At 67.5% G+C, this 12,279-nt stretch carries 11 protein-coding genes; 6 read left to right on the top strand and 5 right to left on the bottom strand.

What is annotated here, in order from left to right; all coding sequences use genetic code 11:
* Positions 1-9: 9 nt before the first annotated feature.
* From V7702_RS03280 to V7702_RS03270, 3 genes are all read right to left on the bottom strand, one after another.
* Positions 10-1,593: an AMP-binding protein gene (locus V7702_RS03280; protein ID WP_335648716.1), complete on the bottom strand. Its 1,584-nt coding sequence runs from the start codon at positions 1,591-1,593 to the stop codon at positions 10-12.
* Positions 1,594-1,813: 220 nt separating this feature from the next.
* A complete protein-coding gene (locus V7702_RS03275) occupies positions 1,814-2,224 on the bottom strand; it encodes a DUF2177 family protein (RefSeq protein WP_335648715.1) in 411 nt (136 codons plus the stop codon).
* A gap of 11 nt (positions 2,225-2,235) precedes the next feature.
* Positions 2,236-3,264, bottom strand: coding sequence for an SAM-dependent methyltransferase (locus tag V7702_RS03270; RefSeq protein WP_335648714.1), 1,029 nt, complete (start codon positions 3,262-3,264; stop codon positions 2,236-2,238).
* Positions 3,265-3,454: 190 nt separating this feature from the next.
* Between V7702_RS03270 and V7702_RS03265 the strand changes: the two genes are divergently transcribed.
* The 4 genes from V7702_RS03265 to V7702_RS03250 all read left to right on the top strand — a co-directional run bounded on the left by V7702_RS03265 (position 3,455) and on the right by V7702_RS03250 (position 9,532).
* Positions 3,455-4,801, top strand: a complete 1,347-nt coding sequence (locus V7702_RS03265; RefSeq protein WP_335648713.1) for an NAD(P)/FAD-dependent oxidoreductase — start codon at positions 3,455-3,457, stop codon at positions 4,799-4,801.
* Entirely contained in the window at positions 4,798-5,604 is an 807-nt protein-coding gene (locus V7702_RS03260; RefSeq protein ID WP_335648712.1) for a DUF1365 domain-containing protein, read from the top strand. Before V7702_RS03265 ends, V7702_RS03260 begins: the two co-directional genes overlap by 4 nt.
* Before the next feature lie 233 nt (positions 5,605-5,837).
* Entirely contained in the window at positions 5,838-7,652 is a 1,815-nt protein-coding gene (locus V7702_RS03255; RefSeq protein WP_335648711.1) for an ABC transporter ATP-binding protein, read from the top strand.
* Positions 7,649-9,532: an ABC transporter ATP-binding protein gene (locus V7702_RS03250; protein WP_335648710.1), complete on the top strand. Its 1,884-nt coding sequence runs from the start codon at positions 7,649-7,651 to the stop codon at positions 9,530-9,532. The genes V7702_RS03255 and V7702_RS03250 overlap by 4 nt, the downstream gene beginning before the upstream one ends.
* Before the next feature lie 39 nt (positions 9,533-9,571).
* Here the strand turns inward: V7702_RS03250 and V7702_RS03245 are convergent, their stop codons facing one another.
* Positions 9,572-10,303 carry a hypothetical protein gene (locus V7702_RS03245; protein ID WP_335648709.1) on the bottom strand — a complete coding sequence of 244 codons (732 nt, stop codon included), beginning with the start codon at positions 10,301-10,303 and terminating at the stop codon, positions 9,572-9,574.
* Positions 10,300-10,776 (bottom strand): winged helix-turn-helix transcriptional regulator, encoded by a 477-nt coding sequence (locus V7702_RS03240; RefSeq protein WP_335648708.1) that lies wholly within the window; start codon positions 10,774-10,776, stop codon positions 10,300-10,302. Before V7702_RS03240 ends, V7702_RS03245 begins: the two co-directional genes overlap by 4 nt.
* 91 nt (positions 10,777-10,867) lie before the next feature.
* Between V7702_RS03240 and V7702_RS03235 the strand changes: the two genes are divergently transcribed.
* Both V7702_RS03235 and V7702_RS03230 read left to right on the top strand, forming a co-directional pair.
* Positions 10,868-11,608 (top strand): SDR family oxidoreductase, encoded by a 741-nt coding sequence (locus tag V7702_RS03235; protein WP_335648707.1) that lies wholly within the window; start codon positions 10,868-10,870, stop codon positions 11,606-11,608.
* A 17-nt stretch (positions 11,609-11,625) separates the two neighbouring features.
* Positions 11,626-12,228, top strand: coding sequence for a 2-hydroxychromene-2-carboxylate isomerase (locus V7702_RS03230; RefSeq protein WP_335648705.1), 603 nt, complete (start codon positions 11,626-11,628; stop codon positions 12,226-12,228).
* The last annotated feature ends 51 nt before the right edge of the window (positions 12,229-12,279 follow it).

Raw genomic sequence — 12,279 nt, 5'->3', positions numbered from 1 at the left:
GCCTTGCGATCAGATCTGCCGGGCGCGGCCTTCCCAATAGGGGGCGCGGACCTTGTTGCGCTGGATCTTGCCGGCCTCGCTGCGGGGCAGCTCGGTGACGAAGTCCAGGCTGCGGGGCACCTTGAAGCCGGGCAGGGCCTTGCGGGCGAAGTCGAGGATTTCGTGGGCCAGATCGTCGCTGGGCTCATAGCCTTCATTGAGCATGATCACCGCCTTCACCTGCTCGCCCCATTCGGCATGGGGGATGCCCACGGTGGAGGAGTCGGCCACGGCCGGGTGCTTGATCAGCTCGTTGTCGATCTCCTGCGGATAGATGTTCACCCCGCCGGAGATGATGGTCTCGGCGCTGCGGCCGGTGAGGAACAGATAGTCATCCTCATCGAAATAACCGACGTCGCCCATGGTGAAGAAATCGCCGACCCGGGAGGCCTGGGTCTTGGCTTCGTCCTTGTAGTACTGGAAGCCGCCGCCGGGGGGCAGCTGGTGGTAGATGGTGCCGGGCACGCCGTTGGGGCAGTCATTGCCCTGTTCGTCGATGATGCGGACCTGCAGCAGGGCCGGGCGCTTGCCGACGCTGCCGGGCTTCTTCAGCCACTCTTCGGAATTGATGGTGAAGCCTGCGCCGCCCTCGGAGCCGGCATAGTACTCGCTGAGCACCGGGCCGAACCACTCGATCATCGCCTGCTTGACCTCCGGCGGGCAGGGCGCCGCACCGTGGACGATGTAGCGGACGTGATCGACGGAATACTTGGCCTTCACCTCGGCCGGCAGATCCAGCAGGCGCTGGAACATGATCGGCACCATGTGCAGATGGGTGACCTTCTGCTCGCTGATGGTGCGCAGGACCTGTTCGGAATCCCACTTGTCCATGAAGATCAGGGTCGAGCCGGTGCCCATGGCGGCCCGGACGTCGAAGGCCAGCGGAGCGGCGTGATAGGCCGGGCCGGCGCAGAGCTGGATCGAGGTGTCGTCATAGCCGCGACCGGCCAGGATGCTGGAGGGGGTGACCACCGGCGTCGGGCGGAAGACGCCCTTGGGCCGCCCGGTGGTGCCCGAGGTGTACATCATCTGGTTGCCCAGCACCGGGTCGGAAATGTCGGAGCCGTCCAGGCCCGCGAGCGCTGCGTCATACTCCACGAAGCCGTCGACGGCGCCGCCGACCGACAGCTTCAGGGTGGCGTTCGGGCAGTTGGCGGCGGCCTCGGCCATCACCGCCACGCGAGCGTCGCCGACCAGCACCTTGGCTTCGCAGTCGTTGATGATGTAGGCGATTTCGTCGGCGTTCAGGTGCCAGTTGACCGGGGTGATGCGGACGCCGGCCCGCATGGTGGCGGCCAGGACCTCGATGAATTCCACCCGGTTCGAGCAGACCAGGGCCAGGCTGTCGCCGGGGCCTGCCCCGTGCTGACGGAAGAGGCGGGCGAGCCGGTTGGCGTTGGCGTTCACCTCGGCGAAGGTCCGCGTCCGGCCATAGGCGTCGATGACGGCGGGCTTGTCAGGCTGGACATCGGCCCAGACCGCCATGGTCATGCCGGTGACGGCGGCCTGGTCGAGCCGGTCTTCCAGGCCCACGCGCTCTTTCAAATCTTCCATCAAATTCCTCCCGACGCCTGCTGTCCGAAGCTTCGGGACGCAGGTCGCATCTGATTATCGTTGCGGACGGCCGTTCATCGGAGGGGCGCAGACGCAATATGCCTGCCCGCCCGCCGAACCGTCATCGGCCGCCACAATGACAGCGGAATTCCGCAACGACAACGCCCGCCCGATCCGAACAGAGGCCGGATAGGGCGGGCGATGGGAGAGGGATCAGGGCCTAGACGGCGCGCTCGGCCCAGCGGGTCACGAAGAAGCCGGCCGTGGCCGAGGCGCCGGTCAGGACCGTGCCCCAGACGATGTCGGCCAGGGTGATGTGAGTCGCCCAGACCTTCAGGGTCGCCTGGTTGGTCAGGTCGTAGGTGGCGTAGCAGAGGAAGCCGAGGATGGCGCCGGTGGTGAGCGCCTGGGTCCAGGCGCCTTCGCGCACCGCCGGACTGACCGCCAGGATCATGATGCCGGCGATATAGATCAGATAGAAGGCGATGGCCGGCGGCAGGGAAAACTGGTCGGCCAGCACCGCGTTGAGGGTCGGCCGATAGAGCTTTGGCCCCGCGGTGGTCAGCCAGACCGCGTCGATGAGGGCGAAGGCCAGGCCCGTACCCAGATAGCCGATGACGTATTTCAGCATGGTCGGATCCTTCAGGCCGAGGGTTTCAGACGATAGTGGCTGACGCCCCACTCCTGGCCGTCCCGGTGGCCGAACAGGCCGGCGGTGGCCAGGAAGAACAGCCGCCAGCGCCGCCGCCAGAGGGGGCTTGCGTCCCCATAGACCTCGGCGAGCACCTCACGCAGGGCTGTGTCGTGGCGGTCGAAGTTCTCCAGCCAGTGCAGCGCGGTGCGCTGATAGTGCTGGCCCGACCAGCGCCAGTCGGCCTCTACCTCGAAGAGATCGGGGAACTGGGCCATCAGGCCATGGCTGGGCATCACCCCGCCTGAGAAGAAGTGCTGGGCGATCCAGTCGGCTTCGTCCTCCACATCGAACCGGTAGGGCGTGGTGCGGTGGGTGAAGACGTGGATGAAGGCCCGGCCGTCGGGCTTCAACCACCCCCGCACCCGGGCGAGCAGGGCGCGCCAGTTGGCCATATGCTCGAACATCTCCACCGAGACCACGCGGTCGAAGACGTCCGGCGTCTCGAAGACATTCATGTCGGCGGTCACCACCGTGACATTGGCCAGGCCCAGGGCGTTGGCCCGGCCGCGAATGAATGCCCCCTGGCTGGCGGAGTTGGACACCGCGGTGATCCGGGCGTTGGGCAGGGCCCGCGCCATCCATAGGGTCAGGGAGCCCCAGCCGCAGCCGAGTTCGAGGATTTCCTGACCATCGGCCAGGCCCGCATGCTCGGCGGTCTCGGACAGGGCGTTCTCCTCGGCCGCCGCCAGGTCCTCGACGCCCCGGCCGTAGAGGCAGGAGGAGTATTTCAGCTGCGGTCCCAGGACCTTCTCGAAGAAGGCGGCCGGCAGTTCGTAGTGCTGATCGTTGGCCGCGGCGGCATGCTCGGCGATGGGCCTCTGGGCCATGTCCTGGGCGAAGGCGGTTTCGGCGTCCGGCCCGGACTGACCCAGTTGCCGACGGGCGTTAGCCACCAGCAGTTCGATCGCCGCCCGCCGCATGACATCGGGAATGGGCGCGCCCTCGAAGGCCTGGACGGTCGAACTGATGAAACTCATTGGCGGCGTTCCTCGCTACGGCGGTCAGGCCCGGCGATCAAAGGGAACCGAGGGGCCGGACGTCCCCTTGATTACGCGCAAGGCGGAGGTTCGGATGCGTCGCCCTCGCTGCATCCGCAGGCGCATTCGCGCCGTATCGCCTCTCGCCGGAGACCCGCCGTGGCGTCGCCGACGAGAGATTGGAGTTCCCGTGGGCGTAGAGAGCACTTCCAGGCCGTTGCGGATCGCCGTTGTCGGCGCCGGCGTTTCCGGACTTTCCGCCGCCTGGCTCCTGGGCTCCCGCCATCAGGTCACCCTGTTCGAAGGTGATGGCCGGCTCGGCGGACACGCCCACACGGTCGACGCCCCTGGCGGCCCCGACGGCGTGATCCCCGTGGATACCGGGTTCATCGTCTTCAATGAGGACAACTATCCCAACTTCACCGCCCTGCTGAAGCACCTTGGGACGCCCAGCATTGACGCCGACATGGCGCTCAGCGTCTCCCTCGACGACGGGGCGTTCGAATATTCCTCAGGTTCGCTGTTTGCGCAGAAGCGCAACTTCTTCAGCGCTCGCTACTGGGGCATGCTCCGGGACGTCACGCGCTTCTACCGCAACGGGCCCAAGGACCTGGCCGAGCTGGATTCGCCGCTGACCAGCCTGGACGACTATCTGAAGCAGAAGGGGTACTGCCAGGCCTTCCGGGACGATCACCTGCTGCCGCAGGCGGCGGCCATCTGGTCGACCCCCTTGGCGGCGATCCGGGACTACCCGGCCGCCGCCCTGATCCGCTTTTTCCAGAACCACGGCATGATGCAGGTGTTCGGCCGAGGCCTCTGGCGGACGGTCGAGGGGGGCAGTCGCGCCTATGTGGAGAAGCTGGTCCAGGCCTTCCAGGGCGAGGTGCGCAGGGGCGTCCGGGTCACCGGCGTACGGCGCGAGGCTGGCGGGGTCGATCTCCGCCTGGCGAGCGGCCAGGTGGAACGGTTCGACGAGGTGGTGATCGCCACCCACGGCGACCATGCACTGGCCCTGCTGGAAGACCCGACGCCGGAGGAGACGCGGCTCCTGTCGGCCTTCCGCTACAGCCGCAATCTGGCGGTGCTGCACACCGACCCGGCCCTGATGCCCCGGCGCCGGGCGGCCTGGACGAGCTGGAACCACATCGGTCGCCGCAATGCGCCCCAGGAGGGTTGCGTCACCTACTGGATGAACCGTCTGCAGAGCTTGCCGGCCAAGCCGGAGCTGTTCGTCACCCTCAATCCCACCCGCGAGATCGCGCCAGAGGCGATGATCCGCACCGATGTCTACGACCACCCCCTGTTCGACAGTGGGGCGATCGCCGCCCAGCAGGCGCTTTGGGGCCTGCAAGGGGTGAAGCGGACCTGGTTCTGCGGCTCCTATTTCGGTCATGGCTTCCATGAGGATGGGCTGCAGTCAGGCCTGGCCGTGGCCGAGCAGTTGGGCGGCGTCCGCCGGCCCTGGTCGGTGCAGGACGAGTCCGGCCGCATCCACCTGTCGGCCCGCGCCGCCGCCCCGGCCGAGGTCGCGGCGTGAGCCAGGGCGCCAGCGCGCTCTATCCCGGCCTCGTCGCCCATCGGCGGTCGCGGCCCCGGGCGCACGCCCTGCGCTACCGCATCTTCATGCTCCTGCTGGACCTGGACGAAGGACCGGCGCTGGCCCGCGGGCTCCGCCTGTTCGGCTTCGATGCGCCGGGCCTGATGAGCTTCCAGACCCGCGATCACGGGGACGGCTCCGACACACCGCTGAAGGTTCAGGTGGAGCAGCATCTGGCCAGGGCCGGCATAACAGGCGGCGGGCCGGTGCGCCTGCTCTGCATGCCCCGGGTCCTGGGCGGGGTGTTCAACCCGATCAGCGTCTATTTCTGCCACAGGTCGGACGGGGCGCTCAGCGCCATCCTCTATGAGGTCAACAACACCTTCGGCGACAGGCACAGCTATCTGATCCCAGTGGCGACGGACGCACCGAGCGGAGTGGTGCGGCACACCGCCGAGAAGGTGTTCTTCGTCTCGCCCTTCATGGACATGGAGCTGACCTACGCCTTCAAGGTCCGTCCCCCGGGACAGGGAGAGACGGATGGTGTGGCCGTCAGTATCGAGGTGGCCGACGCCAAGGGGCTCCTTCTGTCGGCCAGCTTCGCCGGTCAGCGGCAGCCGTTGGACGACAGGCGCCTGCTGGCCACCTGGCTTGCGCACCCCTGGATGACGCTCGGCGTCATGGGCGCCATCCACTGGGAGGCCTTGAAGATCTGGCTGAAGGGCGAGCGGATTCGTCCCCGGCCCAGGGCGCCGCAGAATCCCGTCACCCTGACGCCACAGGCCGACGCCCAGGCGGCCTGAAGCCAACTTGTCTGTGCCGTCCCGACGTCCCCGCGGGGATGGATGTCACGTGGGCGGACTATTTGGCGGGCGCGTCAAAAGATGGTGGCGCGACCCATGGTGGCGCCGCATGATGGCGCCATACCAAGATTGGACATTTTCAGATGAGTGATTCACGCCCCTCCCCCAGGGATGCGGCGGCGGATTCTGTGTCGATTGACGTCTCGGCTATGCCCCGGGTCCTGCGCAGAATCATGGGGTTGGCCCTGCGCTATCCGGGCCTGGTCGCCCTGGCCGTCGGCTGCTCCATCGGCGCGGCCCTGTTCAGCCTCACCCTGCCCAAGCTGTTCGGCCAGGCGGTGGACCAGGCCCATCTGCTGCTGGCCAACGAGGCCGCCAGCGCCGAGGACGTGCAGCGCGCCCTGGTCAGCACGGCGCTTCTGGTGCTGGGCGCCGCCAGTCTTCGGGGTCTACTGACAGGCTATGGCGGCTACGTGGCCGAGAAGGTCAGCCAAAAGGTGGCCTATGACCTGCGGCTGTCCTTCTTCCAGCAGCTTCAGCGCCTGTCCTTCGGCTTTCACGACAAGATCCATTCCGGCGACCTGGTGACCCGCGGGATGCTGGACCTGGAGGGGACGCGGGCCTTCATCCAGGGCGGCATGATGCAGACCCTGACGCTGGTCATGCTGCTGTCGGTCTCGGCCTTCATGATGTTCTCCACCGACGTGACCATGGCCTTCCTGGCCCTGGCCTTCGTGCCGTTCGCCAGCTGGGTGCTGGCGCGGATGGGAATCATGCTGCGGGTGACCTGGCTTAGGGTTCAGCAGCTGATGTCGGTGCTGACGCTCACCATGGAGGAGAACCTCCAGGGTATCCGGGTGGTGCGCGCCTTTTCGGCCAAGGCCTTCGAGATGGGCAAGTTCGACGTCGCCGCCGATAACGCCCTGCAATATTCGTTCAAGCGGATCACCCTGCGCTTCCGGGCGATCACAGCCATGACGCTCAGCTATTACGGCTCCATGGCCCTGCTGCTCTGGTACGGCGGCCACCAGGTGATCGCCGGGGCCATGTCGGTTGGCCGGCTCACCGAATTCCTGGCCTATATGACCCTGCTGCAGGCCCCGATCCGGCAGATCGCCATGATCTTCGCCTCGGCCGCCCGGGCCACCTCCTCAGGCGGCCGGGTGTTCGAGGTTCTCGACCTGGAGCCGGAGATCGCCGATGCGCCCGGCGCTCAGCCCCTGGCGCCGAGCCAGGGCGTGCTGCGCTTCGAGCGCGTGGACTTCGCCTATGACGAGGGCCGCCCGGTGCTGCGCGACGTCAGCTTCGAGGTTCGCCCCGGCCAGACCCTGGGGGTCGTCGGCGCGCCGGGCAGCGGCAAGTCGACCATCGCCAACCTGATCCCCCGCTTCTACGACGTCACCGGCGGCAGGATCACCATCGATGGCCAGGACATCCGCGAGGTCAGCCTGGCCTCCCTGCGGGAATACATCGGCTTGGTGCAGCAGGAGGCCTTCCTGTTCGACACCACGGTGACCAACAATGTCGCCTATGCCGATCCCTGGGCCGAGGAGGACCGCATCGTCGGCGCCGCCCGCACCGCCCAGCTGCACGACTACATCGCCGGCCTGCCCACCGGCTACACCACAAGGGTGGGCGAGCGCGGGGTGGCCCTGTCCGGCGGCCAGCGCCAGCGTATGTCCATCGCCCGCGGCGTGGTGCCGGGGCCGGGCGTCATGATCTTCGACGACTCCACCGCCGCCATCGACGCGGTCACCGAGCGCAAGGTCCGCGACGCCCTGGCCAGCGCCACCAGGGCCAAGGCCACGGTGATCATCGCCCACCGCCTGTCCTCCCTGATGCACGCCGACCAGATCATCGTGCTGGACGAGGGCCGCGTGGTGGAGCGCGGCGACCATCAGAGCCTGGTGGCGGCCGGCGGTGTTTATGCCGAGCTCTACGCCCTGCAGACCCGGGCCGACGGGGGCGGATTGTCCGAGGATCTCCCGCCGGAGCCGACCGCCGACCCTGAAGTCGTCGCCAACCAGATCCAAGGGGTGCGGGCATGAGCGATTTCGTCTTCGACCGCGGGACAGACGTCGCCTCGCAGACGCCGCGCCGCCCGCGGGCCACCCTGGGCAGCGATGACGCCGAGGAGATCTTCGCCTCGATCAATCCCAAGGTGCTGGGGCGGTTCATCCCCTATCTGAAGCCGCACAAGGCCTTCGTCATCGGCGCGCAGATTGCCGTGCTGATCTCGGCGGCCACGGCCATCGCCATTCCCTACATGATCGGCCAGGCGGTGAACGCCGCGGTCGGCGGCGGCGACAATGCGCGGCTGGACCAGATCATCGCCATCTTCGTGGGTGTGGTGATCCTCAACGCCGCAGCCTTCTTCCTCGAACAGTGGATGAGTTCGCGGCTGGCCCAGCGGGTCATCTTCGACGTCCGCCGCTCCATGTTCAGCCACTTCCAGGACGTGTCCCTGTCCTTCATGGACAAGACCCATGTGGGCCGGATCATGGCCAGGCTGCAGGGCGACGTGAACGCCCTGCAGGAATTCCTGGAGAGCACCACCGGGGCCGTGGGCGACATCGCGCTCCTGATCGGCATCACCGTCGCCCTGCTCAGCATGGACCTGCAGCTTGGCCTGCTGACGCTGACGGTGATCCCGGCCCTGATCGTGGTCCGGGCCATCTGGCTGCCCTTCTCCAAGAAGACCTTCCGGGAAGCCCGCGACGCCTCGTCCACCGCCAACAGCGCCCTGGCCGAAAACATCCAGGGGGTTCGCACCGTCCAGGAGAGCCGCCGCGAGGCGATGAACTTCGAACTCTATTCGGAGAAGGCCCGGGAGAACATGACCGCCCAGAACAACTCGGCGGCCATGACCCAGGTGATGGTGCCGACGGTGGACGTTCTCACCGGCCTGGCCATGGGCATCGTGATCGTGATCGGCGGCAATGCGGTGCTGGGCGGGCGCCTGGATGTCGGCGTCATGGTCGCCTTCATCTTCTATGTGCAACGCTTCTTCGACCCCGTGCGCATGCTGTCCATGCAGTACACCATCATGCAGCGGGCCATGGCGGCCGGTCACCGCATCTTCGAGGTGCTCGATGTGCCGGTGACCATCGTCGATAAGCCCGGCGCCGAGGCCCTGGCCGACTTCGAGCCGACGGTGGAATTCCGCAATGTCACCTTCGGCTATGACCCGGCCCGGCCCGTCCTGCACGATGTGAGCTTTGAGGTGCAGCCCCGGCAGGTGGTCGCCCTGGTCGGCCCCACGGGCTCTGGCAAGACCAGCATCATCGCGCTCGCCCACCGCTTCTACGAGGTGGACCAGGGCCAGGTGCTGATCGGTGGCCGCGACGTGCGCGACGTGACCCTGGAATCCCTGGGCCGCAACATCGGCATGGTGCTGCAGGAGCCCTTCCTGTTCAGCGGCACCATCGAGGAGAACATCCGCTACAACACCGAAGGCACCACCCGGGAGGACGTGATCTCCGCGGCCAAATCGGTCTCGGCCCATGACTTCATCATGCGCCTGCCCGAGGGCTATGACACCCAACTGGGCCAGCGGGGGCGCAACATCTCTCTTGGCCAGCGGCAGCTGATCTCCTTCGCCCGCGCCCTGGTGGCCGACCCGCAGATCCTGATCCTCGACGAGGCCACGGCCAATATCGACTCCTTCACCGAACAGGCGATCCAGAAGGCGCTTAAGGTGCTGTTCGCCGGCCGCACCTGCATCGTCATCGCCCACCGCCTGGCCACCATCCGCGACGCCGACAAGATCATCGTCCTGCAGCAGGGCCACATCCTGGAGCAGGGGCCGCATGACGTGCTGATGGCCAATAAGGGGCTCTATTCCAGGCTCTACACCTCGGCCCACGCCTCGTTCGACGACGCCCAGGTGGCCGCCACCGGCGACGCTGAGTTCGCGACGCGGACGTGAAGCGGACGTCAGGCTCCGCCGCGCGCCTGCGCGGCGACGCTAGGGCGCTTCATTGAACGTCAGCATCACCTCGGGGAGGGGCGTGAGCATACGCGGCTCTTCGCTGTCGGCCTCGATGTCCAGCCGCAGGGCGAGCGGCGAACCCCAGGGCTCGGAGAGCACCAAGCGGGTTGGGCCCAGATCGAACGCCATGCCTTCATAGGGGGGCAGGCGAGACGTCACCGGACCGAGGGACTCAGCGCCCAAGGTCGCGAGCACCGCCTGCGCCGCCTCCAGATCGGTCTCCGGAAGCCAGACCCGCGAGATAACAGCCGGACCGGCGCCCGGCCCAGCGGGGTCATAGAGCGGGCTTTCGAAGTCGGGTAGGGTGGGGGCGCCCGGATGGTAGGCGATCACGAACAGTTGGGAGGCCAGCCCCTGTCCCTTGCGGAACGACAGCAGGTCCCAAGGCGCCTCCAGGTGCGGATCCGCCGCCTCGTCACGGCGGGCCGCCTTGGCCCTTAGCCCGGCGGCCGCGACCTGGCGTTCCAACTGGTCGATATCGCCGTTCAGGCCAACCAGCCGGTGAAAAGGACGGCCGCCGTCCGGCGACGGGGCCCCCACCTGGTGGACATCGAGGAACGGCCCGTTGGCGAAGCGAACGCCGCGGGCCGCCAGGGTCCCGCCGGGGGCGTAGCCATCCATGATCCCGACGTGGGCGGCCTCGGCGATGACGCTCAGCAATTCATCCCTTTTGTCGGTCCAGAGGGCGATGTGATCCAGCCTGATCATCCAGGACTTCCCAGCGCCCCGGCCCTAGCGCCAAGACCCGGCCTCGCCTCCACGTCGCGGGCGGTGACGGGCTCGCCGCATTCGGAGCAGACCTGGACGGCGTGGAAGTCGCAGCCGCAGGCCTTGTGCCGCCTCAGGATCGGGGGGCCGGCCTCGCCGGCATAGTGGCGGTCACCCCAGTCGACGATGGCCATGATCACCGGATGCAGGTCCAGGCCCTTGTCTGTCAGGTGGTATTCGTGGCGGATGGGGCGGTCCTGATAGGGGCGGCGCTCCAGCACGCCTTCGGCGACCAGGGTGTTCAGCCGCTCGGTGACGATGCTGCGGGAAATGCCGAGCCTGGCCTGGAAGACCTCGAACCGGCGGACGCCCAGGAAGGCGTCGCGCAGGATCATCAGGGTCCAGCGGTCGCCGATCACCGCCAGGGAGCGGGCCACCGAACAGGGCTCCTGCGCCAGTTCATCCCATTTCATCGCGGTCGATCTCCTGCTGACGGTCAATGATGCGATTGACTCCATTCGAATTCAATACGAACCTGAGTTCGAAATCTGAACGGAGATCCTCATGGCCGACCAACCGAAGGGCGCTTGCGTGGTCATCGGCGCCGGCGACGGGGTCGGCGGGGCCATCGCCAAGGCTTTCGCCGCCGAGGGTCTGGTCGCCTGCGTCACCCGCAGGCCCCGCCATGAGGACCAGCTTCAGGCCCTGGCTGATGAGATCATCGCCGCCGGCGGCCAGGCCCGCGCCTATGGGGTGGACGCCCGGGAGGAGGGTGAGATGACCGCCCTGTTCGACCGCATTGAGGCCGAGGTCGGTCCCATTGAGGTGGTGGTGTTCAACATCGGGGCCAATGTCCGCTTTCCGATCCTGGAGACCACCAGCCGGGTCTTCACCAAGGTCTGGGAGATGGCCTGCTTTGCAGGCTTCCTCACAGGACGCGAGGCCGCCCGGGTGATGCTGCCCAGGGGGCGCGGGACCATCCTGTTCACCGGCGCCACGGCCTCGGTTCGTGGGCGCGAGGGGTTCGCCGCCTTCGCCGCGGCTAAGCATGGTTTGCGCGCCATCGCCCAGAGCCTGGCCCGGGAACTTGGTCCGAAGGGCGTCCATGTGGCCCATGTGGTGGTGGACGGGGCCATCGATGGGGTGTTCAGCCGCGGAAACATGCCCGACATCGAAAAGCGCCTGGCCGAGGACTCCATTCTCAAGCCCGCCGACATCGCCGCCACCTATGTGGCTCTGCACCGCCAGGCCCGCTCGGCCTGGACCCATGAACTCGATCTTCGTCCCTGGTCGGAGAGCTGGTGAGCAAGGAGAGACGCCCGATGGCCGCCACCCTGGAATTCCTGTTCGATTTCGGCAGTCCCAACGCCTACCTGTCGTGGCGCGCCCTGCCGCCGATCCTGGCGCGCACCGGGGCGGTGGTGGCGGTGCAGCCTGTGCTGCTGGGCGGCCTCTTCAAGCTGACCGGCAACCGCTCGCCGGTGGAGGCCTTCGCCGAGGTAAAGGGCAAGCTCGCCTATGAGAATCTGGAGACGCGGCGCTTCGTCGCCCGCCATGGGCTGAACGCCTTCCAGATGAATCCGCACTTTCCGGTCAACACCCTGCTGATCATGCGCGGCCTGGTCGCCGCCCGCCGGGCTGGCGTGAGCATGGCCTATATGGAGGCTGTGCTGGCCGCCATGTGGGAGGATGGGCGCAAGATGGATGATCCCGCCGTGGTCGCCGAGGTGCTCACCGCCGCTGGCCTCGACGCCCAGGCGCTGCTGGAGGCGACCCAGGATCCGGAGGTCAAGGCCGAGCTGATGGCCGCCACCGAGGCCGCCGCCGCCAGGGGCGCCTTCGGCATCCCCACCTTCTTCGTGGGCGAGGAGATGTTCTTCGGCAAGGACCGGCTCGGGCAGGTGGAGGAGGCGCTCAGCGCCTGAGGCGGCGGCGCCCATTGCGCCGGATCAAGGCGCAGCCCACATTCGCGGCGA

It is taken from the genome of Phenylobacterium sp., assembly GCF_036963605.1.
Taxonomy (GTDB): Bacteria; Pseudomonadota; Alphaproteobacteria; order Caulobacterales; family Caulobacteraceae; genus Phenylobacterium.
This window is presented reverse-complemented; position numbering and strand designations above follow the sequence as displayed.